The 25,614-nt window shown below is 72.4% G+C and carries 25 protein-coding genes; 12 read left to right on the forward strand and 13 right to left on the reverse strand.

Going from position 1 to position 25,614, the window contains the following annotated elements:
* Nucleotides 1–66: 66 nt before the first annotated feature.
* Nucleotides 67–903, reverse strand: a complete 837-nt coding sequence (locus ACLBXP_RS01280; protein WP_447665707.1) for a hypothetical protein — start codon at nt 901–903, stop codon at nt 67–69.
* A 424-nt stretch (nt 904–1,327) separates the two neighbouring features.
* On the opposite strand from ACLBXP_RS01280, the gene ACLBXP_RS01285 reads away from it, so the two are divergent.
* From ACLBXP_RS01285 to ACLBXP_RS01310, 6 genes are all read left to right on the forward strand, one after another.
* The gene (locus tag ACLBXP_RS01285; RefSeq protein WP_447665708.1) at nt 1,328–2,245 is read left to right on the forward strand and encodes a lipid kinase; all 918 of its coding nucleotides are present in this window, start codon (nt 1,328–1,330) and stop codon (nt 2,243–2,245) included.
* A 19-nt stretch (nt 2,246–2,264) separates the two neighbouring features.
* Nucleotides 2,265–3,065, forward strand: coding sequence for a TerC family protein (locus ACLBXP_RS01290; RefSeq protein WP_447665709.1), 801 nt, complete (start codon nt 2,265–2,267; stop codon nt 3,063–3,065).
* Between the two features lie 256 nt (nt 3,066–3,321).
* Nucleotides 3,322–5,328 carry a potassium transporter Kup gene (locus ACLBXP_RS01295; protein ID WP_447665710.1) on the forward strand — a complete coding sequence of 669 codons (2,007 nt, stop codon included), beginning with the start codon at nt 3,322–3,324 and terminating at the stop codon, nt 5,326–5,328.
* A 342-nt stretch (nt 5,329–5,670) separates the two neighbouring features.
* Nucleotides 5,671–6,150, forward strand: coding sequence for a (2Fe-2S)-binding protein (locus ACLBXP_RS01300; RefSeq protein WP_447665711.1), 480 nt, complete (start codon nt 5,671–5,673; stop codon nt 6,148–6,150).
* On the forward strand, nt 6,147–8,495 hold the full coding sequence (locus ACLBXP_RS01305; RefSeq protein WP_447665712.1) for a molybdopterin cofactor-binding domain-containing protein: 2,349 nt from the start codon (nt 6,147–6,149) through the stop codon (nt 8,493–8,495). Before ACLBXP_RS01300 ends, ACLBXP_RS01305 begins: the two co-directional genes overlap by 4 nt.
* Nucleotides 8,496–8,630: 135 nt before the next feature.
* Nucleotides 8,631–9,011: a hypothetical protein gene (locus ACLBXP_RS01310; RefSeq protein ID WP_447665713.1), complete on the forward strand. Its 381-nt coding sequence runs from the start codon at nt 8,631–8,633 to the stop codon at nt 9,009–9,011.
* 4 nt (nt 9,012–9,015) lie between these two features.
* Here the strand turns inward: ACLBXP_RS01310 and ACLBXP_RS01315 are convergent, their stop codons facing one another.
* On the reverse strand, nt 9,016–9,798 hold the full coding sequence (locus ACLBXP_RS01315) for a DUF1194 domain-containing protein (RefSeq protein ID WP_447665714.1): 783 nt from the start codon (nt 9,796–9,798) through the stop codon (nt 9,016–9,018).
* 395 nt (nt 9,799–10,193) lie between these two features.
* Between ACLBXP_RS01315 and ACLBXP_RS01320 the strand changes: the two genes are divergently transcribed.
* Nucleotides 10,194–10,397 (forward strand): hypothetical protein, encoded by a 204-nt coding sequence (locus ACLBXP_RS01320; RefSeq protein ID WP_447665715.1) that lies wholly within the window; start codon nt 10,194–10,196, stop codon nt 10,395–10,397.
* A 19-nt stretch (nt 10,398–10,416) separates the two neighbouring features.
* Here ACLBXP_RS01320 and ACLBXP_RS01325 read toward each other — a convergent pair whose 3' ends face one another.
* From ACLBXP_RS01325 to ACLBXP_RS01335, 3 genes are all read right to left on the reverse strand, one after another.
* Nucleotides 10,417–10,638, reverse strand: a complete 222-nt coding sequence (locus ACLBXP_RS01325) for a hypothetical protein (RefSeq protein WP_447665716.1) — start codon at nt 10,636–10,638, stop codon at nt 10,417–10,419.
* A 221-nt stretch (nt 10,639–10,859) separates the two neighbouring features.
* Entirely contained in the window at nt 10,860–11,573 is a 714-nt protein-coding gene (locus tag ACLBXP_RS01330) for an SIR2 family NAD-dependent protein deacylase (RefSeq protein WP_447665717.1), read from the reverse strand.
* Between the two features lie 9 nt (nt 11,574–11,582).
* A complete protein-coding gene (locus ACLBXP_RS01335; protein WP_447665718.1) occupies nt 11,583–13,328 on the reverse strand; it encodes an ATP-binding response regulator in 1,746 nt (581 codons plus the stop codon).
* A gap of 438 nt (nt 13,329–13,766) precedes the next feature.
* Between ACLBXP_RS01335 and ACLBXP_RS01340 the strand changes: the two genes are divergently transcribed.
* Nucleotides 13,767–14,486: a response regulator gene (locus ACLBXP_RS01340; RefSeq protein ID WP_447665719.1), complete on the forward strand. Its 720-nt coding sequence runs from the start codon at nt 13,767–13,769 to the stop codon at nt 14,484–14,486.
* 163 nt (nt 14,487–14,649) lie between these two features.
* Here ACLBXP_RS01340 and ACLBXP_RS01345 read toward each other — a convergent pair whose 3' ends face one another.
* A complete protein-coding gene (locus ACLBXP_RS01345; RefSeq protein WP_447665720.1) occupies nt 14,650–14,892 on the reverse strand; it encodes a type II toxin-antitoxin system Phd/YefM family antitoxin in 243 nt (80 codons plus the stop codon).
* Between the two features lie 97 nt (nt 14,893–14,989).
* Here ACLBXP_RS01345 and ACLBXP_RS01350 point away from each other — a divergent pair, with 97 nt between their 5' ends.
* From ACLBXP_RS01350 to ACLBXP_RS01360, 3 genes are all read left to right on the forward strand, one after another.
* The gene (locus ACLBXP_RS01350) at nt 14,990–15,478 is read left to right on the forward strand and encodes a hypothetical protein (protein ID WP_447665721.1); all 489 of its coding nucleotides are present in this window, start codon (nt 14,990–14,992) and stop codon (nt 15,476–15,478) included.
* Nucleotides 15,479–15,525: 47 nt separating this feature from the next.
* On the forward strand, nt 15,526–17,355 hold the full coding sequence (gene ggt, locus ACLBXP_RS01355; RefSeq protein ID WP_447665722.1) for a gamma-glutamyltransferase: 1,830 nt from the start codon (nt 15,526–15,528) through the stop codon (nt 17,353–17,355).
* Between the two features lie 102 nt (nt 17,356–17,457).
* On the forward strand, nt 17,458–17,961 hold the full coding sequence (locus tag ACLBXP_RS01360; protein WP_447665723.1) for a YcgN family cysteine cluster protein: 504 nt from the start codon (nt 17,458–17,460) through the stop codon (nt 17,959–17,961).
* Between the two features lie 3 nt (nt 17,962–17,964).
* Here ACLBXP_RS01360 and ACLBXP_RS01365 read toward each other — a convergent pair whose 3' ends face one another.
* From ACLBXP_RS01365 to ACLBXP_RS01375, 3 genes are all read right to left on the reverse strand, one after another.
* Nucleotides 17,965–18,747: a creatininase family protein gene (locus ACLBXP_RS01365; RefSeq protein WP_447665724.1), complete on the reverse strand. Its 783-nt coding sequence runs from the start codon at nt 18,745–18,747 to the stop codon at nt 17,965–17,967.
* A 104-nt stretch (nt 18,748–18,851) separates the two neighbouring features.
* Complete coding sequence (locus tag ACLBXP_RS01370; RefSeq protein WP_447665725.1) at nt 18,852–19,235, reverse strand: CsbD family protein; 384 nt, start codon at nt 19,233–19,235, stop codon at nt 18,852–18,854.
* A gap of 105 nt (nt 19,236–19,340) precedes the next feature.
* Entirely contained in the window at nt 19,341–19,553 is a 213-nt protein-coding gene (locus ACLBXP_RS01375; RefSeq protein ID WP_447665726.1) for a CsbD family protein, read from the reverse strand.
* Between the two features lie 500 nt (nt 19,554–20,053).
* On the opposite strand from ACLBXP_RS01375, the gene ACLBXP_RS01380 reads away from it, so the two are divergent.
* Entirely contained in the window at nt 20,054–21,064 is a 1,011-nt protein-coding gene (locus tag ACLBXP_RS01380; RefSeq protein ID WP_447665727.1) for a 2-dehydropantoate 2-reductase, read from the forward strand.
* Nucleotides 21,065–21,108: 44 nt separating this feature from the next.
* On the opposite strand, the gene ACLBXP_RS01385 is transcribed toward ACLBXP_RS01380, so the two are convergent.
* The 4 genes from ACLBXP_RS01385 to ACLBXP_RS01400 form a co-directional block, all read right to left on the reverse strand.
* Nucleotides 21,109–23,031 carry a potassium transporter Kup gene (locus ACLBXP_RS01385; RefSeq protein WP_447665728.1) on the reverse strand — a complete coding sequence of 641 codons (1,923 nt, stop codon included), beginning with the start codon at nt 23,029–23,031 and terminating at the stop codon, nt 21,109–21,111.
* A gap of 133 nt (nt 23,032–23,164) precedes the next feature.
* Complete coding sequence (bioD, locus tag ACLBXP_RS01390; protein ID WP_447665729.1) at nt 23,165–23,842, reverse strand: dethiobiotin synthase; 678 nt, start codon at nt 23,840–23,842, stop codon at nt 23,165–23,167.
* Entirely contained in the window at nt 23,839–24,612 is a 774-nt protein-coding gene (locus ACLBXP_RS01395) for a ferredoxin--NADP reductase (RefSeq protein ID WP_447665730.1), read from the reverse strand. The genes bioD and ACLBXP_RS01395 overlap by 4 nt, the downstream gene beginning before the upstream one ends.
* A gap of 132 nt (nt 24,613–24,744) precedes the next feature.
* On the reverse strand, nt 24,745–25,332 hold the full coding sequence (locus ACLBXP_RS01400) for an N-acetyltransferase family protein (protein WP_447665731.1): 588 nt from the start codon (nt 25,330–25,332) through the stop codon (nt 24,745–24,747).
* Nucleotides 25,333–25,614: the final 282 nt, after the last annotated feature.

Consider the following 25,614-nt stretch of genomic DNA (forward strand, 5'->3'; position numbering starts at 1 on the left):
GGGCTCTAGAGCGATTTCGCGCGGAACGGAACCGCACGGCGCGCCGCGGCCGGCGCGGGCACCGGCTCAGGCACCGCGGCGCGGGCCCGCGGCGGCGCCGACGAGGCCGCGGCTCAGGACGCGGCTCGATTCCGCCACGATCTGCGGGCGCCCGCCCGAGAAGGCCACGTCCAGAACCAGCTCCGAAGTGCCGACCGAGCGCGCGCCGGTCGCCGGGTTCTCGGCCCGGAACTCGAACACCGTGCGCACCACGCAGCGGGCAAGCGCCGCGTTGCAGGCGGTGCGGGTGGCGCCGCGCTGGGCCTCGTAGCGCCGGACGGGCCAGCGCTGGTTGAAGCGGCGCTTCTCGGCCACGAGGGCCGCGAGGCCCATGAGACGCCCGTGGAAGCGCACCTCCGGCGCGTAGTAGCGCGCGGCGGAGGCCGCGAGGGCGTCGCCGGGCGTCGAGACGGCGTCGAGGTAATCGAGGGCGAGCCCCTGCGCGGCCGCGCCCCACTCGGCCATGCGCCCCTCGTCCGCGGCCGGGGCCGGCGGGGCGGCCTGCATCATGGGCGGGGCATCGGAGAGGCGCCGGCGGCTGCGACGCTCCGAGAAGCGCCCCGCCATGCGCCCCGCCTCTTGGCGATGCTCGCGGACTCGCGCCGCGCGGCGGCTGCGCTGGGGGGCGGGCGCGGCCTCCGCATCAGCCTCCGCCTGCGGCCCAGCCTCGGCGGGTGCGGGCTTGGCGGCCGCCGGCGCGTCCGGCGCCTTCTCGGCGGCCTTCGGCGCGCTGCGCGCCGGCGGATCGACCCAGCCCGGCTGCGACTGCGCCCAGGCGCCCGTTCCGGCCAGCAGCAGCGCCGCGAGGGAGGCCGTGGCGAGGCGGGTGGACAGGGAGAGGGGGATCGGCTTCGGGATCAGCATGGGGTTCACCGGTCTCGTCCGTGGCGGGGCAGCCCGAGGCGGCGGGAGGGAATTTCCGTGCGGTGCCGGCCGAACGGTGTGAAACGCCGTCGGGGGCCGTCCGGGTTCCATCCACGGCCGAGCTTCCCGCCGGCTCGGCATGAAGGGGATCGCACGGCGACGAAATCGGCCGCAATCGCCCGAGCCGGCGAATTCCCGGTTTCCACGGGGTTGCGATCGGCGCCGCAACGCCCAAGTTCCGGGTAACCCGGGTCCGGGCCCCTCTGGCGGTCGAGGCGTCGACCGTGATGTCGGACCGCTTCTCCGCCTTTGCGCTGACGCGGCGCGATCGCCCGGAGGTGCCGTCTTTGGCCGCCATCCCCTGCCCCGTGCCGCGCCGGTTGCGCCCGCAAGCACCTGTCCCTCGTCGGATGGAGCGCGCGCGATGAGCGAGCCGGCGCGCCGCGCGCTCCTCATCGCCAACCCGAAGGCCCGCAACGGCGCCTTCTCGCTGGAGGCGGTCCGCCGCGTCCTGAGCGAGGGCGGCATCGCGCCCGTCGAGACCGCGGAGCGGGATTGCCACAAGGCGATCACCGCCCACGCCGGCGACGTCGACCTCGTGATCCTGGGCGGCGGCGACGGCACCATGAACGCCGCCGCGCCCGCCCTCGTGGAGACCGGCCTGCCGCTCGGCATCCTGCCGCTCGGCACCGCGAACGACCTCGCCCGCTCGCTCGGCCTGCCCCTCGATCCCCTCGCGGCGGCCCGCTTCATCACCACCGGCACGGCGCGGCCCGTCGATCTCGGCTGGGTCAACGGGCACTACTACTTCAACGTCGCGAGCGTCGGCTTCTCGGCGGAGCTCGCCGGCCAGCTCACGGCGGAGTCGAAGAAGACCTGGGGCACCCTGGGCTACGGCATCGCGGCCATCCGGGTGCTGCGGCGGGTCCGGCCCTTCACGGTGACCATCGAGCACGACGGACAGACCGAGAAGGTGACGACGATCCAGGTCTCCGTCGGCAACGGCCGCCACTACGGCGGCGGCATGACGGTGGAGGCGGATGCGGCGGTCGACGACGGCAATCTCGATTTCTACAGCCTTGAGGTCGCCCATTGGTGGCGCCTCATCGCGCTGCTGCCGGCCCTGCGCCGGGGCACGCACGGGCGGTCGGAGGACGTGCGCGCCTTCAAGACCACCGAGATCGTGCTTCGGACCCGCAAGCCCCGGCCCGTGAACACGGACGGCGAGCTGACGACCCACACGCCGGCCCACTTCAAGGTCGTGCCGAAGGCCCTGCGCATCGTCGCGCCGCCCCCCGAGGACCGGCCGGCCACGGCCGCGAACCGCTTCCTTCCCCTCTAGCCAGCAGGCAGTTCGCGCCGTGGATTACTACCTCAGCCTCGCATCCGATCCGACCGTCTGGGCCGCCCTCGCCACCCTCGTGGTGATGGAGGTGGTGCTCGGCATCGACAACCTGATCTTCATCTCGATCCTCACGAACAAGCTCCCGCCCGAGCACCAGACCAAGGCGCGCCGCATCGGCATCGGCCTCGCCCTGGTGCTGCGGCTGGCGCTCCTCGGCACCGTCGCCTTCATCGTGCACCTGACCGAGCCCGTCTTCACGGTGTTCGGCAAGGCATTCTCCTGGCGCGACATGATCCTGATCGCCGGCGGCCTGTTCCTGCTCTGGAAGGCGACCAAGGAGATTCACGAGAGCGTCGACCCGACGCCGGAGGCGGAGACGGGGGGCGCCTCGATCGGCTTCGCGGCGGCGATCGGCCAGATCCTCCTCCTCGATCTCGTCTTCTCCATCGACAGCATCATCACGGCGGTGGGCATGACCGAGCACGTGCCGGTGATGATGATCGCGGTCATCGCCGCCGTGACGGTGATGCTGGTGGCGGCCGATCCGCTCTCCCGCTTCATCGCCCACAACCCGACGGTGGTGATGCTGGCGCTCGGCTTCCTCATCATGATCGGCATGACGCTGATCGCGGAAGGCTTCGGGGCGCACGTGCCGAAGGGCTACATCTACACCGCCATGGCCTTCTCGGCGGCCGTCGAGGGGCTCAACATGCTCGTGCGCCGCCGCAAGCGGAAGAGCGCCGGGAAGAGTACCGGGAAGGATGCCGGGGCGGCCGAGGCCCGCCCGCTGCCGGTGCAGCGGCGGGCGCAAGGGTAGGGCGGTCCGGCGGCGGCCGGTCCCGGCGCACGGCCGGGGCCGGCCTGCGCTCCGGCGAAAGGTCGCTGTTTCGGCCCGAACGGGTGCGTGATAGAGAGGGCCCGAGAAACCTCCGAGCGGCGAGCCTCCGTGGCCAGCCCTGACTTGTGGCCAGCCCCGACTTCCGGTCCACTCCGCACGCCCTCTCGCCAGCACCACCGCAGCCCGAACCGGGCTGCGCGCCCCGCCGGACGGGCCCGAGCCTCGATCACATCCGATGACCCAATCCGCGACCCCGAGCGTCCCCGCCGCTCAGCCCGACGCTGCGGCCCTCCCACAGGCGGCGGCCGACGGTCCTGCGCCCGGTGAGGGCGGCGGCCGGCTGGCCGTGCCGGCGGGCGTCCTCGACCCGGTCGAGGGCCAGCAGGGGCACGGCAAGGCGGGCTTCTGGACGCTCGTGGTCGGGTCCGTGGGGGTGGTCTACGGCGACATCGGGACGAGCCCGCTCTACGCCTTCCGCGAGGCGCTGGGCCCGGCCCGCGCGGACAACATCCTCCTCGTCGAGGAGGTGCTCGGCACCGCCTCGCTGATCCTGTGGGCGCTCCTCCTGATCGTGACGATCAAGTACGTCGCGATCCTGCTGCGCATGGACAACAACGGGGAGGGCGGAATCCTCTCGCTGATGGCGCTGGCCCGCAAGGCGCTCGGCGGCTCGCGCATCGTGTTCAGCCTGGGGCTGCTCGGGGCCGCCCTGTTCTACGGCGACGCGGTGATCACCCCGGCCATCTCGGTGCTGTCGGCGGTGGAGGGCCTGAAGCTCGTCACGCCCGCCTTCGAGAACTCGGTGCTGCCGATCACGGTGGGCATCATCCTGGCCCTGTTTCTCGTGCAGAGCCGGGGCACCAGCAAGGTCGCGGCCTTCTTCGGGCCGGTGATGGTGGTCTGGTTCCTGGCCCTCGCCGCCGCCGCGCTGCCGCACGTGATCCACGATCCGCGGGTCTTCGCGGCCTTCAACCCCTGGTACGCCGTGCACTACCTGCTCGGCCACGGCTCGGGGGCGCTGATCGCCCTCGGGGCGGTCTTCCTCGCGGTGACGGGGGCCGAGGCGCTGTTCGCCGACCTCGGCCATTTCGGGCGCCGGCCGATCCAGGTGGCGTGGCTCGGCCTCGTCGCGCCCTGTCTCGTGATGAACTACCTCGGCCAGGCCGCCCTGGTGCTGGCCAAGCCCGACACCACGGACCCGTTCTACCAGCTCGTGCCCGAGTGGGGCCTGATCCCCATGGTGGTGCTCGCGACGCTCGCCACCGTCACGGCGAGTCAGGCGGTGATCACCGGCGCCTTCTCGCTCTCGCGCCAGGCGATCCAGCTCGGCCTGCTGCCGCGGCTCGAGATCCGCCACACCTCGGAATCCCATTCGGGGCAGATCTACCTGCCCCAGATCAACACCCTGCTGATGCTCGGCGTGGTGGTGCTGGCCATCCTGTTCCGCTCCTCCTCGGCGCTGGCCTCCGCCTACGGCATCGCGGTCACCGGCACGATGCTCCTCACCGCGAGCCTCTCGTTCATCGTGCTCTGGCGCTACTGGAAGTGGTCGCCGGTGGCGGCCGCCGCCGCGATCATGCCCTTCGTGGTGATCGAGTTCCTGTTCCTGCTCTCGAACCTCCTGAAGGTGCTGGAGGGCGGCTACGTGCCCCTGATGCTGGCCGGCGGGCTCATCGTGCTGATGTGGACCTGGGTGCGGGGCGTCACGATCCTGTTCAACAAGACCCGCAAGACCGACGTGCCGCTGATCGAGCTCGTCGGCATGCTGGAGAAGAGCCCGCCGCACCACGTCCGCGGCACGGCGGTGTTCCTGACGAGCGACCCCGAGATCGCGCCTGCCGCGCTGCTGCACAACCTCAAGCACAACAAGGTGCTGCACGAGAAGAACGTCATCCTCACCGTCGAGACGGTCGACACGCCGCGCTCCAACGAGGCCGACAAGGTCCGCATCGAGGAGATCGGGCCGCACTTCTTCAAGGTCGTGATGAAGTTCGGCTACATGGAGACGCCGAACATCCCCAAGACGCTCTCGCTGCTGCGCCGCCAGGGCTTCAAGTTCGACATCATGGCGACGTCGTTCTTCCTGTCGCGCCGCTCGATCCGGCCAGCCGCCCACTCGGGCATGCCGCTCTGGCAGGACCGCATCTTCATCACGCTGGCCAAGAACGCCAACGACGCCACGGACTTCTTCCAGATCCCCACGGGCCGCGTCGTCGAGGTCGGCACGCAGGTGACGGTCTGACGGGGGCTCCGCTCCCCCGACGTTGCTGTGCGCTACGGCACATGCCATGCGCCGGGGGCCGGACTCGCCGCCCGGGCGGCCGGTCGCCTGCGTTGCGCAGCGGCGCCCGCTTGGCCTAGATTGTCATTATTCTGAGTACGAAACGTGGGACGGGGCTCCGCCGCGCCCGGGCGCAAGCCGGGGCAGGGCCCGCCGTGTCATGGCCGATTGTTTCATGGCCGATTGTGTCGTGGCCCCTCGCCACCCGCGTGCCGCATCCAACCGAGTGCCGCCCGCTCCCGCGGGGATCCCGGACCCCCGCCGGCGATTGGGCGAGCATGAGGGCCTAAGAAGGACGAAGCGATGATCAAACTCACCGTGAACGGAGCTGAGCGCAGCTTCGACGGCGATCCCGACATGCCGCTGCTGTGGTACCTGCGGGACGAGCTCGGGCTCACCGGCTCCAAGTTCGGCTGCGGCGCGGCGCTGTGCGGCGCCTGCACGGTCCATCTCGGCGGCGCCGCCGCCCGCGCCTGCGTCACCCCGCTCTCGGCTGCCGAGGGCCAGGAGGTGGTGACGATCGAGGGCCTCTCGCCCGACGGCAACCACCCGGTCCAGGCCGCCTGGCGCGACCTCAACGTGGCCCAGTGCGGCTACTGCCAGTGCGGCCAGATCATGCAGGCCGCCGCCCTCCTCAAGGACACGCCGAAGCCAACCGACGCGCAGATCGACGAGACCATGAGCGGCAACATCTGCCGCTGCGGGACCTACCCGCGCATCCGCGCCGCGATCCACCAGGCCGCCGGCCGGAGCCCCGCCGCCAACACGGGAGAGCGCCTGTGATCCATGATGCCAAGCTGATGGCCGAGCTTGCCGCCGGCACCCCCGAGCAGGCGAAGGCTGGCCCCGACCTCGCCAACGTGAGCCGCCGCGCGATCCTGGGCGGCCTCGGCGCCTTCGTGCTCGCCGTCTCCCTGCGGGGCGAGGCCCGGGCCGAGGACAAGCCGGCCGAGCCGAAGAAGTTCGGCGGCGATGCCATGCCGCACGGCTGGCGCGACGACCCGAAGGTCTTCGTGGGCATCGCGCCCGACGGCACCGTGACGGTGACGAACCACCGCTCCGAGATGGGCCAGGGCGTGCGCACCTCCATCGCCTTCGTGGTGGCCGACGAGCTCGAGGCCGACTGGTCGAAGGTCAAGGTCGTCCAGGCCTGGGGCGACGAGGAGCATTTCGGCAACCAGGACACGGACGGCTCGCGCTCGCTGCGCCACTTCTTCCAGCACTTCCGCCACGCGGGCGCGGCGGCGCGGCTGATGCTGCGCCAGGCCGCCGCCAAGCAGTGGGGCGTGCCGGTCGGCGAGGTCACGGCCGAGAACCACGTGGTCGCCCACGCCAAGTCGGGCCGCAAGCTCGGCTACGGCGAGGTCGCGGCCGCCGCCGCGGCGCTGCCGGTGCCGGAGCGCGCGAGCGTCGCGCTCAAGAAGCCGGAGGCCTTCCGCTACATCGGCAAGGGTAAGATCGGCCTCATCGACAACCGCGACATCACCACCGGCAAGGCGATCTACGGCCTCGACGTCAAGCTGGACGGCATGCACTACGCCGTCGTGGCCCGCCCCCCCGTCTACGGCGGCAAGGTCAAGTCGGTGGACGATTCCGCGGCCGTGAAGGTCCCCGGCGTCGTCAAGGTCTTCCAGATCGAGGCGCCCGGCATCCCCTCCGAGTTCATGCCGCTCGGCGGCGTCGCCGTGGTGGCCAAGAACACCTGGGCGGCCCTCAAGGGGCGCGAGGCCCTCAAGATCACCTGGGACGACGGCCCGAACGCCGGCTACGACACCACCGCCTTCCGGGGCGAGCTGGAGAAGGCCGCCCGCAACCCCGGCAAGGTCGTGCGCAACCAGGGCGACGTGGACGCCGCGATGGCCAAGGCCAAGACGCGGGTGCAGGCCGAGTACTTCGTGCCCCACCTCGCCCAGGCCCCGATGGAGCCCCCGGCGGCGGTCGCCCGGGTGAAGGATGGCGCCTGCGAGGCCTGGGCCTGCACGCAGGGGCCGCAGGCCGCCCACGACCGCCTCGTGAAGCGCCTCGGCCTGCCCGCCGACAAGGTGCGGGTGAACGTGACGCTGCTGGGTGGCGGCTTCGGCCGCAAGTCGAAGCCCGACTACGTGGTCGAGGCGGCGCTCTGCTCCCAGGCCATCGGGGGCGCTCCCGTGAAGCTCGCCTGGACCCGCGAGGACGACATCCACCACGGCTACTACCACACCATCTCGGTGGAGCACCTGGAGGCTGGCCTCGACGAGAAGGGCATGCCGGTGGCCTGGCTGCACCGCTCGGCCGCGCCGACGATCGGCTCGATCTTCGCGCCGGACCCGAAGCACGAGCTGCCCTTCGAGCTCGGCATGGGCCTCGTGAACACGCCGTTCGACCTGCCCAACGTCCGGCTGGAGAACCCGGAGGCCGCGGCCCACGTGCGCATCGGCTGGTTCCGCTCCGTCTCGAACATCCCGCACGCCTTCGCGATCCAGTCCTTCGTGGCCGAGCTCGCGCACGCGGCGGGCCGCGACCCGAAGGAGTATCTGCTCGAGCTGATCGGCCCGGCCCGCAAGATCGACCCCGTGTCGATCGGCGACGTCTGGAACTACGGCGAGGACCCGTCCCGCTACCCGATCGACACCGGGCGCCTGCGCGGGGTCATCGAGGCGGCCGCCAAGGGCGCCGGCTGGGGCCGCAAGCTGGAGAAGGGCCGCGGCCTCGGGGTCGCGGGCCACTACAGCTTCGTCACCTACACGGCGGTGGCGGCCGAGGTCTCGGTGGACCCGAAGGGCCAGGTGAAGGTCGAGGCGATCGACATCGCGGTCGATTGCGGGCCCCAGGTGAACCCGGAGCGCGTCCGCTCGCAGATGGAGGGCGCGGTCATCATGGGGATGGGCCTCGCGCTCACCTCCGAGATCACCTTCCAGAACGGCCGGGCCCAGCAGAACAACTTCGACGGCTACGAGATCATCCGGATCGACGCGGCCCCGAAGGCCGTGCGGGTCCACCTCCTGCCCTCGGGCAGCTGGGACGGGCCGCTCGGCGGCGTCGGCGAGCCCGGCGTGCCGCCGGTGGCGCCGGCCATCGCCAACGCGGTGTTCGCGGCGACCGGCCGTCGCGTCCGGCAGCTGCCGATCCGCGACCAGCTCAGCGTCTGAGCGAGCTCTGAGCCAAACGAGCCCGCGATCCCCGGATCGCGGGCTTTTTCACGCCGCAACGCGGGCGCCGCCCGCGCGTTGGCGGAGCGAACGACACCTCCCCGACGAGACCTCACCGACAAGAAGGATTTCCCGATGACGCGCACCGCGTGGACCGCAGCCGTGCTCGCCGGCCTGCTGGCGGGCGGGCCCGCCCTGGCCTCCCCTTGCGCCGATCAGATCGTGGCCCTCGACAAGCGGATGCGGGGCGAGGCGACGGAGGCGATCTCGGCCTCGACGAGCGGCAAGGAGACGGCCGCCCGCCGCGAGGGGGAGGGCACCACGGGCACGGCCGGCGCCGCCGACCCGCGCACCGCGCCGCCGGACAAGTCGGCCCAGGCGGGCCTCGGCGCCGACCGGGCCCAGCAGGCCAAGGTCGCCCTCGACGAGGCCCGCACCGCGGACGGCAAGGGCGACGCCAAGGGTTGCGAGGCCGCGACCGCCCGCGCCAAGCAGCAGCTCGACGCGGCGCCCTGACCCGTCAGCGTCCCCGCGGCGTCGCGCCCAAGGCGCTGATCTCCAGCACGAACTTCTGGCGCAGCGCCCGGGAGAAGTCGCCGTAGCCCCGTGCCGCCAGCACGAAGGCGGCGGGCCCCCCGACTACGTGCTCGCGGTACCAGCGGTCGAGGGTCGTCTGCTCGGAGCCCGGCGAGACCGGGCGCAGCCCGTAGCCCGGCGCCCGGAAGGCGCCGGCCCCGACCACGTCGTTCTCCCCCGGCACCAGGATCGGCAGGCCGTTGATCGTCGCGCCGGTGGCGAGCACCGCGGCCCGCTCGGCCTCGACGCTGTCCGGGTCCGAGCAATTGTCGATGCCGTCGCCGGAGACGTCGATCACCACCCGGTCGACGGGGACCGGGAGCGCCGGCAGCACGCTCGCCCCCACCGTCCGCAGCATCTGCCCGACGCAGGTGAAGTTGCCCGCCTGCCGGGGGAGGGCGCGGACTACGCCGGCGAGCACCGCCGCGTCGCGCTTCGAGGCGACGCGGCGCCAGCCCACCACGAGGCTCGTGCGGTCGGCCCAGGTCACCATCGCGAACAGGATGCCCCCCGGGTTCGCGGTGATGGCGCCCACAACGGAGGCATCCTCCAGCGCCTCGGCGATCCCCTCCATCTGCAGGCGGAAGCGGGCGTCGTCGACCGATTGCGACACGTCCACGGAGACGACGAGGGCCATCGCGGCGCTCTCCTCGGCGCCGCGGGCCGCTCCCAGAAGGCCGAGCAGGAGCGCGAGGGCGGCAGCGCCGCACCGGGACGTCGGACCCATGGGGAACTCTTCAGGTTGGAGCCCAGCCCGCGACCGGGGCCCGGCGCGGCCGGATGCGCTCATCTTGCCCGGCGAGGGGCCGCCGTGTCGCCCAGGAAAAAGGGCGGAGCGCCCGTGCCCGGACGCCCCGCCCCGCTCCATGGGTCTCCCTAGACCCGGACCGCTTGAACGCGGTTCCTGTCAGGCACCCGGCCAGGACGGGTGCGAGGCCCGATACGGATCCGCGGGACGAAAAGGTTTCGGGCCGGGTCACGCCAACCCTCGGTTGAGGACACAACGCAACATTCCGATGTCCGGACGCAATCCTGCCGACAATCACGCGGCTTAGGGCTGACCCCAACGAGAGCGGCCGGCGCTGGCGCCGGGCACACGCTCCGCAACAAGGGGTTGAGACCATGCGCGACGTCATCAAGATCCTGGCCGCCGGCACCCTGCTCACGAGCTACGCCCTCGTGGCGCCGCTCATGGTGGAATCCGTGGCCGTCCGCCCCCCCGTGGGAGAGCGCGGCGTCGTGGTTGCGCGGGAACTGATGGAGCCGGCTGGGTCCGCCGCGCACCCCCCTCGGCGCGTGCGGATGGCGCAGGCTTCGGCCGCCTGAGCCTGCGCGGGACGAGGCCTCAGGCCACCGTCGCGAGGGCGTGGCGGTTGCCGTTGAGACCGGCGCAGAGGTCGTCGATCTCCGTCACGTCGAGGGCGTCTCCGGTCTCTCCCGCGATGGCATCGATCAGATGATCCTGCCGGGGATCGAAGGGATGTCCCTGCATCCGATAGAATTGATAGTAGCGTAGCGCCGCGATCACGGTGTCACGCTCGCGAGCGGTTATGCTGACGTTCTGCATAGGCTGGTGAGTCCCTGGTCGATGCAACGAACGCTTGGCCGAGACCGCGCGACGACTCGGCAAGCTTGGCAGTTGTAGCGGTTGCGCAACGCGGCCGTCCATATCTTGACCGCCCGCGCCGATCCGGTCCGCGGGGGTCCGGCCGTGATTCGTCGCGCCTTCCGTGCCGCCGCAACGTCCTCTGCCGGCTCAGGTCTCCGGGCGTCGGGACGGGGCGCGGCTCAGAGGCCGAGATCCGCAAAAAATTTCGGGACCGTCACGCTCGCCGGTCCGTACTCCGCGGCCTCGAACAGGTGCGCGTTGTCGGAGGGCTCCAGGTTGATCTCGCAGGTCGGGATACCGAGGGCCCTGGCCTGCGCCACGTAGCCGGCGGCGGGGTAGACGGCCCCGGAGGTCCCGATCGCCACGAAGAGCGCGGCCCCGCGCAGTGCCGCGTCGATGCGGTCGAGGTGCTCAGGGCTCTCGCCGAACCAGACGATGTCCGGCCGGAGCGTCCCGGTGCGTGCGCAATCCGGGCAGGCGTCGCTCCGCACGAGGTCGGTGGTGCGGGGAAAGCGCGCCCCGCAGGCCGTGCAGCGGGCGCGCAGGAGTTCGCCGTGCATGTGCACGACCGCGGGCGAGCCCGCCCGCTCGTGCAGGTCGTCCACGTTCTGGGTGCACAGGAACAGGCGGCCGCCGCGCTCGGCGAGGCGCGTCGCGGCCCGCGCCAGGGCCCGGTGGCCGGCATGGGGCTCGGCCGCCACGGCGCCGCGGCGGCGATGGTTGTAGAAGTCGAGGACGGTGTCGGGGTCCGCCGCGAAGGCCTCGGGCGTCGCGAGCCGCATCGGATCGAAGCGGCTCCAGATCCCGCCGCGGTCGCGGAAGGTGCCGAGGCCGCTCTCCGCCGAGATGCCGGCGCCCGTGAGGACGAAGATGTCTCTGGGGATCGCGCGCATGGCGCGAGCCTACACGAGTTCGACGGCGATGTTGGGGAAGCGGATCGCGAAGGTGGCCCCCTGGCCCGGGCCCGCGCTCTCGGCGGTGGCCCGGCCGCCGTGCAGTTCGGCGATGCGCTTGACGATGGACAGGCCGAGCCCGGTCGAGCCCTCGCCGCCGGTGGGCTTGGCCGAGAGGCGCTGGAAGCGGCCGAACAGCCGGCCCGCATCCTCCGGCGACAGGCCGGGCCCCTGGTCGCTCACCGCGCAGACCGTCTCCTCCCCGTCGCGCCAGACCGCGACCCGGATCGCGCCGCCCGTGAAGCTGTACTTGATGGCGTTCGAGACGAGGTTGTCGATCGCCTCGCGCAGGCGCTCGCCGTCGCCGCAGAGGTAGACCTCCTCGGGCAGCTCCGCCGCGAGGTCCTGGCCCTTGCCCTCGGCGAGCGGCCGGTTCGCCTCGCAGACCTCGCGGGCGAGGCTCGCGATGTCGACGGGCTCGCGGCGCAGCGAGATGTCGAGGGCATCCGTCATGGCATCCGCCATCAGGCTCTCGATCATCGCCGTGAGGCGCTTGGTCGAGGTGCGGATGTGGTCGGCCTGCGCGCGCATCTGCTCGACGGCCGGGGGCGCCATGGCGATGAGGTCGTTCAGCATCTCGGCCCGGCCGAGGATCACCGCGAGGGGGTTCTTGAGGTCGTGCGCGATGGTGCCGAGGATCTCGGTCTTCAGCCCGTTGGCGCGGCGCAGGTCGGAGCGCTGCATGGCGAGGCGCCGGTTCGCCCGGATCAGCTCGGCGGTGCGCTCGACCACCCGCTGCTCCAGGCCGACATTGGCCCGCTGCAGCTGCTCGTAGAGGATGACGTTGTCGAAGGCGATCGAGAGCCGGCTCGTGAACAGGTCGATGAGCGCCCGGTCGGTGTCCGAAAGCGAGCGGTCGGCGTCGATCAGGGCCACGATCTCGCTGCCGCTCGAGGTCTGCATGTAGAGGGTCGAGGCGCGGGTCCCGAAGCTGTGGCGGCGCTCCGCGAAGGTCCGCTCGACGAGGGGGTGCACGTCCGCGTCGAGGGGCCAGGCCGGGCGGCGGTTCAGGTAGTGGCCGTAGCAGCCCGAGCCCGCCAGCACGCAGAACTGCGCGGCGGGCGCGCCGCTCTCGCGCAGCACCAGGATGCCCGCGCAGGCCACGTTGAGGAGCGAGGCCACCTGCGTCAGCATCCCCTCCGCGAGCCGCTGCATCGACTTGTGGTCGAGGAGCATCGGCGCCGCGTCGATGATGATCTCCAGGCCCCGCCGGGTCTCGTCGAGGCGCTTGAGCTGCTGGTAGGCCCTGAGCGCCGCTGTGAGGCTGGTGAACAGCCGGTCCGCGGTGAGTTCCGTCTTCGCCTTGTAGTCGTTGATGTCGTAGTCGACGATGACCCGCCGCTCCGGCGCCTGCCCCGGCTGGCCGGTGCGCAGGATGATGCGGGCGGTCTCGTCCCTCAGGTCGCGGCGGATGTACTCGACGAGCCTCAGCCCGGCATCCTCGCTCTCCATCACCACGTCGAGGAGCACCACCGCCACGTCGCGCCGCGCAGCGAGGAGCGTGCGCGCCTCCGCGGCCGAGTGCGCCGAGAGGATCTCCAGGCCGCGCCCGTCGAGGACGTAGCCGGCGAGCGCGTAGCGGGTGCCCTCGTGGACGGCCGGATCGTCGTCCACCACCGCCACGACCCAGCGCCCGCAGGGCTCGGGCCCGAGCGGCGCCTCGTCCTCGATGAGCTGGAGGATATCGTCGTCCATCGCGCGTCGTCCGTCGGTGGTCGCCCGCGCCGGAAGGGCCGCGGGTCAGGCGATCAGGGCGCTCGATGACGCCCCATTGTGGCTGACTTGCGATTTGACGAGCAGCGCGCCTTCATTCCGTGCAACTCACCGCACGAAGACCTGTCGCGTCCCCTGTTTCGTCAACGAAATCTTGGCGCAAGGCGCCTCGCCCAAAGGAAGCGCGCGCCGCGCATCGCATCGATTGCAGCGCCGGGCTCCGGCCGGGCCGGTATCCTTCGCGGGTCGCGACGTTGACAATGCGTCGCCCCGCATCGCCAGCGAGGATTCAATCGTGCATCATGCAATCGTGCCGGGTGCTTGCGCCAACATTGCGCCCGGCCGCCCGATCCCTGTGCCGGCCTGTCCGAGTCCCGTGATGACCCGCGTTCCCGATCCCGCCGCCGGCGGGCGCCAGCCATGAGCGGCAGCCAGCCGCACGTCGTCGTGGTGGACGACGAGGCCGATGCCCGCGCCATGGTCGGCGACTACCTGCGCTTGCACGGGTTCGACGTGGCGCTCTGCGAGGGCGGCCGCTCCCTGCGCGCGCACCTCGCCGCCCGGACGCCCGACCTCGTCGTCCTCGACCTCAACATGCCCGAGGAGGACGGCCTCTCGATCGTGCGCGACCTCAAGGCGCACAGCACGATCCCGATCATCATGCTGACGGCGACCGCGAGCCCGATCGACCGGGTGGTCGGCCTGGAGCTCGGCGCCGACGACTACCTGCCCAAGCCCTGCGAGCTGCGCGAGCTCGTGGCCCGGGTGCGCTCGGTGCTGCGGCGGGCGCAAGGCGCGCGCGCGCCGGAGCCCGCCGCTCCGGCCTCGAAGAAGATCCGGTTCGGGACGAAGTGGCTGGAGGTCGACGCGCTCCGCCTCAGCGACGATTCCGGCCTGGAGCAGCCGCTGACCCGCTCCGAGTACGACCTCCTCAAGGCCTTCGCGGACCATCCGAAGCGCGCCCTCTCGCGGGAGCGCCTCCTCGACCTCGCCGACGCCCGCGACCCCGACGCCTTCGACCGGGCGATCGACGTGCGCATCAACCGCATCCGCAAGAAGATCGAGCCCGACCCCGCCAACCCGCGCTTCATCCGCACGGTGCGGGGCCTCGGCTACGTCTTCAGGCCGGAGGGGGATTAGGCTCCGGCGCCCGCGGCAGGGCCGCGCCCTCGCGCTACATCTCGAAGGATACGTCCGCGTGCCTCTTAGGTGGCGGGCAGCGAGAGCTATTCCACGAGCGGTTCTGATCGGTCCCGCTTCGTCGGTGCGAGCGCCGAGATGACGTTCGTGTCGACGAGGTACATCAGAGTCCGACGTCACGCAGGGGCGCAGGACTTCGCACGGGCAGATCGTCCGCCTCGATCGGTGCCGCGGCCAGCAGCGCCCCGAGGCTCGGCACCTTCGACAGGCGCTCCCACGCCTCCCAGGAGATGACGACCGCCTCCTTCCGCCCGTGCCGCGTGATGACGAACTCCGCACCGCCGCGGGTTCTGTCGATGACGGCCGACAGCGTGGTCTCGGCCTCCTGGAGGGGGATTTCCTGCACGGCGCGCTTCTCCCGAACGGGGCACCGCGGCAGATATGGAGGTCCGCCGCGGGCAGGTCCAGCACGCGGCCCGTTCAGGCTCGTGGTTCCGGCACCGATGCATCGCCTCCTCCTCGTCCCCCTCGGCCTCCTGTTCGCCATCCCGGCGGGAGCCGGGGTGCTGGGCCTCGCCCTGCTGGTCGATCCGGTGGCGAGCGCCTGGCTGACGGGCGGGGCGCTGGCGGGGCTCGACATGGCCCTGTCCGATCTCTCGGCCGGCCTGCCGCCGGAAGCGCTCGGCCTGCTGGTCGCGGGGCTCGCCCGTGCCCTGTTCGGACTGCTGGTGCTGCCGCCCGTGCTCGTGGCGCTCATCGGCGAGACCCTGCGGCTGCGCGGCGTCGCGTGGTACGGCGGCGCCTGCGGGCTCCTCACCGCGGCGATGCCGTGGCTGGCGCGGGGCGGGCTCCGGCCGGGCACCGAGCGCCTCGCGGCGGAGGGCCATGCCAGCGCGATCCTGTTCCTCGCTGGGGCGGCGGCCGGCCTCGTCTACTGGCTCGTCGCCGGTCGCAGCGCGGATCTGCGACGGAGCCGAATCGCACCCTCGTGACGCGCCGCCGGGGGGAATGCGCGCGGGGCCGCCCTAGCTTGCGAGGCATGACCCGCTCACGCCGCGCCGTCCTCGCCCTGCCGCTGGCCCTCCTCCTCGGGTGCGGAGGGAACGCAGCGGCCCAGGCGCCCGCAGCGGCCCAAGCGCCCGCGGCTGGCCAAGCGCCCGCGGCTGGCCAAGCGCCTGCGGCTCAAGCGCCCGCGGCGGATCCCGACCAGGGGCTCGGCCCCGAGGCGGACGACGGCGCGCGGATCCTGCCGGTGCTCGCCCGCCACGGCATGGTGGCGACGCAGGAGGCGCGGGCGACGCGGATCGGCGTCGACATCCTCAAGCGCGGCGGCAACGCCGTCGACGCCGCCGTCGCGGTGGGCTTCGCGCTGGCCGTGACCCTGCCGAAGGCCGGAAACCTCGGGGGCGGCGGCTTCATGCTGGTGCACCTCGCCCGCACGAACGAGACCGTCGCCATCGACTACCGCGAGACCGCGCCGGGCGCGGCGAGCCCCGACATGTTCCTCGACGCGCAGGGCGAGCCGGATCGTGCGGCCTCGACGCGGGGCGCCAAGGCCGTGGGCGTGCCGGGCAGCGTCCGCGGCCTCGCCGAGGCGCACCGGCGCTACGGCTCCGGCCGGCTCAGCCTCGCGGAGCTGATCGCCCCGGCCGAGCAGCTCGCGCGCGCGGGCATCTCGGTCGACGGCGACCTCGCCGATTCGCTGCCCCGCGCCGCCGGGCTCCTGGGGCGCTGGCCGTCGAGCCGCGCGATCTTCTTCCGCGGCGACCGCCCGCTCCGGCGGGACGAGCGGCTGGTGCAGACGGACCTCGCCGACACGCTCTCGGCCATCGCGGCCGGCGGCCCGGACGCCTTCTACGCGGGGCCGGTGGCGGAGCGGATCGCGCGGGCGGTGCAGGAGGCCGGCGGCATCCTGACGGCGGCGGACCTCGCCGCCTACCGGGTCGAGATCCGCCGGCCGGTGCGGGGCACCTACCGGGGCGCCGAGATCGTCTCGATGCCGCCGCCGAGCTCCGGCGGCGTCCACCTCGTCGAGATCCTCAACGTGCTGGAGGGCTACGACCTCGCCGGACGGGGCGCGCGCAGCGCCGCGTCGCTGCACCTGCTCGCCGAGGCGATGAAGCCGGCCTACGCCGACCGGGCGGCCTGGCTCGGCGACCCGGCCCGGGCGGAGGTGCCGGTCGAGGGTCTGACCGCCAAGCCCTACGCCGAGACCCTGCGGACCCAGATCGACCCCGAGCGCGCGCGGCCCGCCGAGGCGGTCAAGGCCGGCGATCCGCTGCCCTTCGAGCACGAGCAGACCACGCACTTCTCGGTGGTGGATGCCGAGGGCAACGCGGTGGCCAACACCTACACGCTCAACTTCTCCTACGGGATCGGGCTCGTGGCCGAGGGCACCGGCGTGCTCCTCAACAACGAGATGGACGACTTCTCGGCCAAGACCGGCGCCCAGAACGCCTACGGCCTCGTCGGCGGCCGGGCGAACGCGGTGACGCCGGGCGCCCGGCCGCTCTCCTCGATGACGCCGACCCTGGTGTTCCGCGACGGCCGGCTCCTGCTGGTCACGGGCAGCCCCGGCGGCAGCCGCATCATCACGACGGTCCTGCAGGTGATCGTCAACGTCCTCGACTTCCGCATGAACCTCGCCGAGGCGGTGGCGGCCCCGCGCATCCACCACCAGTGGCGTCCGGACGTGCTGGCCGCGGAGACCGGCATCTCGCCCGACTCCGTGGCGCTGCTGCGGGCGAAGGGGCACACGGTGCGGGTCGGCCCGAGCTCCGGCTCGGCGAACTCGGTGATGCGCCTCGGCGATCTCCTCGCGGGTGCGGCCGACCCGCGCCAGCGCGGGACGCTGGCGGAGGGATATTGAGCCGGGACCCCGGCCCGGGGCCGGGCTCCGGCCCCGCTTGCCCCGCGTCGCGCCTTGCGGCACAGGGAGCCCCATAACCCCACCTCACGAGCGAGACTCCCGATGGGAGAGCGTGCCCCGCCGCGCGACGCCGACGCGGATTCCGCGCCGTTCTGGCGCACCAAGTCCCTCGACGCGATGAGCGCGTCCGAGTGGGAGAGCCTGTGCGACGGCTGCGGGCGTTGCTGCCTGATCAAGCTCGAGGACGAGGAGACCGGCGAGGTCCACCACACCGACATCGGCTGCACCCTCCTCGACGGCCTCGGCTGCCGCTGCCGCGACTACGCGCGCCGCCAGAAGCGGGTGCCGGACTGCGTGCGCCTGACGCCGGAGGCGGTGCGCACCATCCCCTGGCTGCCGCCGACCTGTGCCTACCGGCTGATCCGCGACGGCGAGCCCCTCTACGACTGGCATCCCCTGGTCTCGGGCCGGGCCGCGAGCGTGCACGAGGCCGGCATCTCCGTGCGGGGGCGTCTCTCGGGCAACGAGGACGAGTTCGCCGAGGAGGAGTATCCCGACCGCATCGTCGCCTGGCCGGGCCTCAGGCCCGCGGACGGGGCGGCCTGAGCCTCACTCGGCGAGGCTGAAGCGGTCGATCTCCGCGAGCAGGGTCGCGAAGGCGCGGGCGCCGTGGTCGAGGGCCCGCTCGCCGGCCTCCGCGGTGCCGAGGCGGGCGTCGCCGAGGGCGCCCGAGGCGTGCAGGTCCTCGGCCTTCCAGGCGAAGGCGGCGGGCCGCCCGGCCCGCAGGTACGCGTAGTCCCGGGCCATCGCCAGGGTGCGGGGCGGGAAGTCGGCGACGTGCTCCCGCCGCACGAGGTCGGGCCGCAGGGCGAGCATCAGCGCCGTCTCGATGCCGCCCGCGTGGATGCCGTGGCGGATCTCCTCCTCGGGAAACAGACCCTCCGGATAGCCCAGGCGGCTCCACGAGGTCGTCACAGCGACCATGCCGTACCGGCCGCGCAACTCGCCCGCCACGAGGTCGATGAGGGCGCTGTTGCCCCCGTGCGCGGTGACGAGGACGAGCTTGGTGCAGCCTGCCCGATGGAGTCCCGCTCCGATCTCGGTCCAGGCCCGGAGCGCCGTCTCGGGCCCGAGGCTCAGGGTGCCCGGGAAGGTGTCGTGCTCGTCGGACTTGCCGATCGCCTGGATCGGCAGCAGCAGCACGTCGAGCGCCTCCGGCACCAGGGGGCCGAGGCGGGCGAGGTAGCCTTCCATGATGAGGGTGTCGGTGGCGAGCGGCAGGTGCGGCCCGTGCTGCTCCACCGCCGCGACGGGCAGGACCGCGATGGCCCGGCTCATGGTCCGGCCCGCGAAATCCTGCGTGGTGAGGTCTCCCCAGGCGCGGACCGGCATCGGTTCAGGGTCTCCGAGGGATGCCCCCGAGGTCTAGGGGCATCCCCGGCCGCGGCGCAACCCGGGAGCCGCCGCGGGCCTCGCGCCCGCGGCGGTTCGGGGCCTCAGTGGCTGCGGCGGGAGAGCCAGCCGAACGCGAAGGCGGCCACTGCCACCAGGGCGAGGGTCGCGGCCTTGTTCTCCTCCGCCCGCACCGCCACGGCGCGGCCATGGTGACGGGCCCGGTCGCGATAGTGGCGGCCGCGCTCGCCGAGATCGTCCGCGATCGCGTGGCCGCGCTCGCTCGCGGTCTCGATGAAGTCCTCGCCGTCGCGGCGCCATGCGCGGGCGGTCTCGCGCGCCCGGCCGTAGCCGTACTGGGCCGCGCCCGCGGCCTGGTCGATGGCGCCCTCGACCTGGGGCATCGGGCGACCGGCCACCGCGCCGACCGCGGTCTTCGCACGGCCCCGGAGATTGCGGATGCCGCCCTCGATCCGGTCCCTGTTCATGATGACGTCCTTTCGAGAATTGCGTTCGGGGCCCGGCGGCACCGGGCCGCCGGGATGGGCGCGGCACCCCGTGGGGCCGCGCCCGCGTGCTCTAGAGCGGGCCGCTCAGATCTTCTTGACCGCGTCGGCCGCGCCCTGGGCCGCGTTCTTCACGCCGTCCTTGGCGTCGCCGACCGTCTTCTGGGCCTCGCCCTTCAGCTCCTGGGCCTTGCCCTCGGCCTGAAGCTTCTCGTTGCCGGTGGCGCTGCCCACGCCCTGCTTGACGTTGCCGACGGCCTCGTTGGCGAGACCCTTGATCTTGTCGGTGGTGCTGCTCATCGGAACATCCTTCCTGACATGGTTTTGTCGGGCCCCGATCCGCTGCGCCGGATGCGCAAAGCGTGACCGCGACCTCTCGGCAGTCCTGAACGAGGAGAAGCGGTCCGATGTTCCCGCGGAGCCGACCCGCGAAATCGGATCACCGAGCGGTCGACGGCAAATTTTTCCTTCGATCGGGCCAAAAATTTTGCGGACGACTTGGGCGTTGACTTCCGGCAAGCCGGCCTGAATTCAAAATATGGCCTGTGCGTCGTCGGCGGGCTCGCCAAGTTGTGACGGGGGAAGTTCACCGGGGAAGTTCACCAGGGCCGGGCATCTCTCCGGAGAGACTCCGGGGCGGGCATGAGAACGCCGGGGACCGTTGAGGAGACCACCAAAGGCGGATTGCCTCGCCAACCATTCTTGTATGTAGAATACCAGAGAGCGGCCGAAGCGCCGGGCTCCAACCAACGGGACGGACGGCGCGGCGCGGCGTCCGCCGAGCAGCAGGGACGGGAACCATGAGCATCGCGATCGTCGGCGCCGGCGCCATCGGCGGACAACTGGGCGTGAAGCTCGCCCACGCGGGCGAGAAGGTCACCTTCATCGCCCGCGGCGCCAACCTCAAGGCCATCCAGGCGAACGGCATGCGCCTGATCGACGAGGACGGCAGCGAGATCCACGCCCGGGACGTGCGCGCCACCCAGTCGATGGAGGAGGCGGGCCCGCATGACTACGTGCTGCTCACCGTGAAGGCGCACCAGGTCGGCCCGATCGCGGCCGACCTCAAGCACCTGATCGGCCCCAACACCGCGATCGTCACCCTGCAGAACGGCATCCCGTGGTGGTACTTCCTGCACGGCTACGACGGCCCGCACGCGGGCGCGCAGCTCGAGAACTCCGACCCCGGCGGCGAGATCGCCCGCCACATCGATCCCGCCCGGGTGATCGGCTCCGTCGTCTACCCGGCCGCGATCCTCACCGAGCCCGGCGTGGTCAAGGTGGTGGAGGGCAACCGCTACACCCTGGGCGAGCCGGACGGCTCCACGAGCGCCCGCGTCCAGGGCCTCTCGGACCGGCTCGTCGCGGCGGGCTTCAAGTCGCCGGTGATCGGTGACATCCGGGCGGAGATCTGGCTCAAGCTCTGGGGCAACCTCAGCTTCAACCCGATCTCGGCGCTCACCCACGCGACGCTCGTCGACATCTGCCAGTTCCCCGACACGCGGGCGCTGGCGCGCTCCATGATGGAGGAGGCGCAGACGATCGCGAACTCCCTCGGCATCACCTTCCGGGTGGACATCGACCGGCGGATCGCCGGCGCCGAGAAGGTCGGCGCGCACAAGACCTCGATGCTGCAGGACGTGGAGGCCGGCCGCCCCATCGAGCTCGAGGCGCTGGTCGGCTCGGTGATCGAGCTCGGCCGCCTCACCGGCACGGCGACCCCCCACATCGACACGGTCTACGCCCTGATGCGCCTCCTCGCCCAGAGCCTCGGCAAGGCCAACGGCCGGCTCTCGATCCAGGGCGCCTGAGGCGGGGGCCGGAGGATCGGCCCGGTCGGGAGAGGGGCGCCGCCTCAGATCTCGATCTCGGTGCCGACCTCCACGAGCTGGCGGGTCGGGACGCAGAAGAAGGCGCCGGTACGGGCGCCGTTGCGCTGCATGAAGGCGAACAGCTTCTCGCGCCAGTTCGACATCCCGCGGTGGTTGCTCTTCGGGATGATCGTCTCGTGGCCGATGAACACGGTGAGGTCGTCGATGAAGTGGGCGGGCAGCTTGCCGGCGCCCACCGCGCAGGCGAGGCCCTCGGGGATCGAGGCGTCCTGCATGAAGCCGTAGCGCAGGGTGATGCGGTAGATCCCGGCCGCGATCCGCGTCACCTCCGCCCGCTCCGACTGGGGCACCGTCGGGCTCTCCTCGTAGAGGGCGGTGACGATGAGGATGCGCTCGTGCAGGGCGTGGCTGCGCTCCAGGAAGCGGGAGAGGTGGAGCGGCATGCCGTGGGTGGCCGAGGACAGGAAGGCGGCGGCCCCCGGCAGCCGCAGGGGCCGCTCGCGCCGGATCCGCTCCAGGAAGTCCGCCTCGGACTGCCGGTGCGCCGTGCGGGCCTCCTCCACCAGGGCGGTGCCCTTGCGCCAGGTCAGCATCATGGTGGCGACCGCGGCGGCGAGCACCAGCGGGAACCAGCCGCCCTCGACGAGCTTCACGCTGTTCGCCCCGAGGAAGACGAGGTCGATCGCGAAGAAGAAGCCGTTGAGCAGGACGACCGCCACGGGGTTGTAGCCCCACTTGAGGGCGATCAGCGCGGCGAGCAGGGTGGTGATCGCCATCAGGAGCGAGACCGCGATGCCGTAGGCGCCGGCGAGCGCGTCGGACGAGCCGAACACCACGACCGCCGTCAGGGTGGCGATCGCCAGCAGCCAGTTCACGGCGGGCACGTAGATCTGCCCGCGCTCGTCCTTGGCGGTCTGCACGATGTGCATGATCGGCAGGAAGCCGAGCTGGATCGCCTGCTGGGTGAGGGAGAACACGCCCGAGATGATCGCCTGCGAGGCGATGACGGTGGCGAGGGTCGCCAGCCCGATCAGCGGATAGTGCGCCCAGTCCGGCGCGAGGCGGTAGAACGGGTTCTCGATGGCGTCGGGCTCGGCGAGCAGCACCGCGCCCTGGCCGAAGTAGTTGATCACCAGCGCCGGCAGCACCAGGGCGAACCAGGCCGCGCGGATCGGCTTGACGCCGAAATGCCCGAGGTCGGCGTACATGGCCTCGCCCCCCGTCACCGCCAGGAAGGCGGCGCCGAGCATCGCGAAGCTGACGTGGAAGCCCGCGTGGAGCAGGAAGTCCACGGCCCGCAGCGGGTTGGCGGCGGCGAGGATCTCGGGGTGGTGGAGGATGCCGCCGATGCCGAGCAGCGTCAGCACCGCGAACCAGAGCAGCATCACGGGCCCGAAGATGCGGCCGATGAAGGCGACGCCCTTGCTCTGCACGAGGAACAGCCCGACCAGGATCACCAGGGTGATCGGCACCACGAAGCGCCCGAGCGCCGGCGCGTCGACCTTCAGGCCCTCGACCGCCGACAGCACCGAGATCGCGGGCGTGATCGCCCCGTCGCCGTAGAGGAGCGCGGCGCCGACGAGGCCGACCACGAGGAGCAGCGCCTGCGGCGTGTGGGGCTTGGCGTGGCGGGCGCCGAGCAGCGCCAGCATCGCGACGATGCCGCCCTCGCCGCGGTTGTCGGCCCGCAGGATCAGCACCGCGTACTTCAGGGACACGATGAGGATGAGCGCCCACAGGATCAGCGAGACCGCGCCCACCACCGCGATCGGCGCGGCCCCGCCGCCCGGGCTCGCCGCCCGCACCGCCTCCTTGAAGGCGTAGAGCGGGCTCGTGCCGATGTCGCCGTAGACGACGCCGAGCGCCCCGAGGAGCAGGGTCGGCTTGAGGGCGCCCCGCCCGTGCGCGCTCCCCGTCTCCGGGGGTGCCTGCGGGGGGGCTTGCATCGACTGGACCTCGGCCACGGCACGGCTCCCCGCACCGGGACGCGGGCCCGGCTTGGCGGGTAGGTATCGGCGGCCGCGGGGGCGTCCAGGGCGGGCGCATGGAATTCGCGGGGATTTGTTCGGCGCAGGGCCCTCAGACCACCGCGAAGCCTTCCGGCCAGCCGGCGCCCCGGGCGATCACCGCCACCGGCGACCCCGCGTGGCGGCCGATCGCCTCCGCCACCGTCCCGGGCGGGGTCGGCGCGCCGGGGCTCTCGCTCACCACGAGGCCGGCGAGGGCGATGCGGTGGGCCCGCAGGGTCTCGACGGCGGTCAGCGCGTGGCTGATCGCCCCGAGGTAGCTGCCGGAGACGAGGAGGGCCGGCAGGCCGAGGGCCGCGAGCCAGTCGAGGCCGGTAGCCTCGGGGGTGACCGGGCTCATCAGGCCGCCGACGCCCTCGATGAGGAGCGGCGTGCCGGGCCGCGCCGCCGCGGCGTGGGCGGCGCACCAGGCGACGAGCTCGGGCAGCGCGAGGCTCCGGCCCTCGCGGGCGGCGGCGAGATCGGGGGCGAGCGGCGCCGCGAAGCGCCAGGGCGAGCAGGCCGCCACCGTCTCGGGCGTGACCGCGAGCCCCTGGGCGGCGAGGAGGCGGGCGGTGTCGCTCTCCGCGAAGGCGGAGTCGGTGAGCGGCGGCACGCCGCTCGCGAGGGGCTTCAGCACCCGCGGCGGGCGCCCCAGCGCCCGCAGGTGCCGGGCGAGCGCCGCGGTGACGTAGGTCTTGCCGATCTCCGTGCCGGCCCCCGCGACGAAGAGCGCCGGCGCGGGGCTCACTTCTCGACGAAGGCCTTCTCGATGACGAAGTGGCCGGCCTCGCCGTGGTTGCCCTCCTCGTACCCGCCCTCCGTCAGGAGCTCGCGGGTGTCGCGGATCATCTCGGGGCTGCCGCACAGCATGAAGCGGTCGTTCTCGATGGCCATCGGGGGCAGGCCGATATCCTCGAACAGCTTGCCGGAGGTCATCAGGTCGGTGATGCGGCCGCGGTTGCGGAACGGCTCGCGGGTGACCGTCGGGTAGTAGATGAGCTGCTGCGAGATCATCTCGCCGAGGAACTCGTGCTTCGGGAGCGTCTCCGTGATGGTCTCGCCGTAAGCGAGCTCCTGCACCTGCCGGCAGCCGTGCACCAGCACCACCTTCTCGAAGCGGTCGTAGGTCTCAGGGTCCTTGATGATCGACAGGAAGGGCGCGAGCCCGGTGCCGGTGCCGAGGAGGTAGAGGTGGCGGCCGGGCATGAGGTTGTCGAGCACCAGCGTGCCGGTGGGCTTCTTGCCGACGATGATCGGGTCGCCGACCTTGAGGTGCTGCAGCTTGCTCGTGAGGGGGCCGTTCGCCACCTTGATCGAGAAGAACTCCAGCTCCTCCTCGTAGTTGGCAGAGACCACCGAGTAGGCGCGCAGCAGCGGCCGCCCCTCGACCTCGAGGCCGATCATCGTGAATTCGCCGTTGCGGAAACGGAACGAGGGATCGCGGGTCGTGCGGAAGGAGAAGAGCGTGTCGGTCCAGTGGTGCACCGCCAGGACCCGCTCCTCGTTGTACTTGCTCATCGGTTCTTCCGTCCCCGAATGCGTCCGAATCTGTTCCCGCTCGCGCCCGCGTTGTTTCGCACCTGCGGCAGGCGCGTCAAGGCATGGCAGGCATTCGGGGAAAGCGTCGCAGGCAACCTCCCAAACCGACTCCTAAGTCCCGCTGCGTCCCGCCGCCGCGAAGGCGAGGGTGAGGTCGAACGCCTCGGCGATGCTCTCGTGCCACAGGGAGACGGGCGTCGGCCGGTCGAGGTGGAGCGCCCCGTCCGTCTCGGGGCCGGCGGCCATCAGCGTCGCCCCGTGCTTGGCCGCGAGGCCCCGCATCGGCCCGTTGCGGGCGAGGCAGCGCACGTGCAGGTCGCCGACGCCGCGGTTGCGGGCGGCCGCCTCGATGCGGGCGAACAGCGCGGAGCCGAGGCCGCGGCGGCGAAACCCCCGCTCCACCGCAAAGGCCGCCTCCGCCTCCCCGCCGAGGGGCCGGCCGAGGCGCCGCGGGCCACCCGGCCGCAATTCGCCGAGGCCCCGCAGGGTGCCGTCCACGAAGGCGCCGAAGGCGAGGCCCTCGGCGGTCGCGGCCTGCTCCGCGTAGGCGCGCACGCCCCGCTCGCTCACCGCCCCCATGAAGCGGTTGGCGCGCGTCTCGGGGTCGAGGCGCAGGAAGTAGGCGAGGATGGCCGCGCGGTCGCTCGGCCAGAGGCGCCGCACCGTGATCGGGTCGGTCGCGTATCGGGGCATTGCCATGCCGGTCTCCGGTGTGGTGCTGCGAGCCTGCGCATCGCTGCGCGGGGCTCGGGCACGGGATCCGGACGTTTCTTCCCGAGGCCACGGGGGCCGAGGGCCCGACCCGCTAGGTCAAGGTTGGCCCGGCGCTGATGTGCCATCGCGCTTCCGGTTGTGCAATGCAGCAAAACGACCTAGGCAATCTGCGGAACCATCCGGTACCGGGGTGACGCAGCCGGGTCCCGTTCATCCTGGGTTGCGCATGCTCGGAGCCGGCGCGGAGCGCGCGTTCCGTCGCGAACC

The organism is Methylobacterium sp. A54F (assembly GCF_053346035.1).

Coding starts and splice junctions, on each gene's coding strand:
- ACLBXP_RS01400 (WP_447665731.1), bottom strand. CDS start 25,332: ATGGCAATGCCCCGATACGCGACCGACCCGATCACGGTGCGGCGCCTC.
- ACLBXP_RS01300 (WP_447665711.1), top strand. CDS start 5,671: ATGATCAAACTCACCGTGAACGGAGCTGAGCGCAGCTTCGACGGCGAT.
- ACLBXP_RS01285 (WP_447665708.1), top strand. CDS start 1,328: ATGAGCGAGCCGGCGCGCCGCGCGCTCCTCATCGCCAACCCGAAGGCC.
- ACLBXP_RS01320 (WP_447665715.1), top strand. CDS start 10,194: ATGCGCGACGTCATCAAGATCCTGGCCGCCGGCACCCTGCTCACGAGC.
- ACLBXP_RS01280 (WP_447665707.1), bottom strand. CDS start 903: ATGCTGATCCCGAAGCCGATCCCCCTCTCCCTGTCCACCCGCCTCGCC.
- ACLBXP_RS01375 (WP_447665726.1), bottom strand. CDS start 19,553: ATGAGCAGCACCACCGACAAGATCAAGGGTCTCGCCAACGAGGCCGTC.
- ACLBXP_RS01370 (WP_447665725.1), bottom strand. CDS start 19,235: ATGAACAGGGACCGGATCGAGGGCGGCATCCGCAATCTCCGGGGCCGT.
- ACLBXP_RS01350 (WP_447665721.1), top strand. CDS start 14,990: ATGCATCGCCTCCTCCTCGTCCCCCTCGGCCTCCTGTTCGCCATCCCG.
- ACLBXP_RS01380 (WP_447665727.1), top strand. CDS start 20,054: ATGAGCATCGCGATCGTCGGCGCCGGCGCCATCGGCGGACAACTGGGC.
- ACLBXP_RS01295 (WP_447665710.1), top strand. CDS start 3,322: ATGACCCAATCCGCGACCCCGAGCGTCCCCGCCGCTCAGCCCGACGCT.
- ACLBXP_RS01360 (WP_447665723.1), top strand. CDS start 17,458: ATGGGAGAGCGTGCCCCGCCGCGCGACGCCGACGCGGATTCCGCGCCG.
- ACLBXP_RS01330 (WP_447665717.1), bottom strand. CDS start 11,573: ATGCGCGCGATCCCCAGAGACATCTTCGTCCTCACGGGCGCCGGCATC.
- ACLBXP_RS01335 (WP_447665718.1), bottom strand. CDS start 13,328: ATGGACGACGATATCCTCCAGCTCATCGAGGACGAGGCGCCGCTCGGG.
- ACLBXP_RS01385 (WP_447665728.1), bottom strand. CDS start 23,031: ATGCAAGCCCCCCCGCAGGCACCCCCGGAGACGGGGAGCGCGCACGGG.
- ACLBXP_RS01315 (WP_447665714.1), bottom strand. CDS start 9,798: ATGGGTCCGACGTCCCGGTGCGGCGCTGCCGCCCTCGCGCTCCTGCTC.
- ACLBXP_RS01395 (WP_447665730.1), bottom strand. CDS start 24,612: ATGAGCAAGTACAACGAGGAGCGGGTCCTGGCGGTGCACCACTGGACC.
- ACLBXP_RS01325 (WP_447665716.1), bottom strand. CDS start 10,638: ATGCAGAACGTCAGCATAACCGCTCGCGAGCGTGACACCGTGATCGCG.
- ACLBXP_RS01340 (WP_447665719.1), top strand. CDS start 13,767: ATGAGCGGCAGCCAGCCGCACGTCGTCGTGGTGGACGACGAGGCCGAT.
- ggt (WP_447665722.1), top strand. CDS start 15,526: ATGACCCGCTCACGCCGCGCCGTCCTCGCCCTGCCGCTGGCCCTCCTC.
- ACLBXP_RS01310 (WP_447665713.1), top strand. CDS start 8,631: ATGACGCGCACCGCGTGGACCGCAGCCGTGCTCGCCGGCCTGCTGGCG.
- ACLBXP_RS01365 (WP_447665724.1), bottom strand. CDS start 18,747: ATGCCGGTCCGCGCCTGGGGAGACCTCACCACGCAGGATTTCGCGGGC.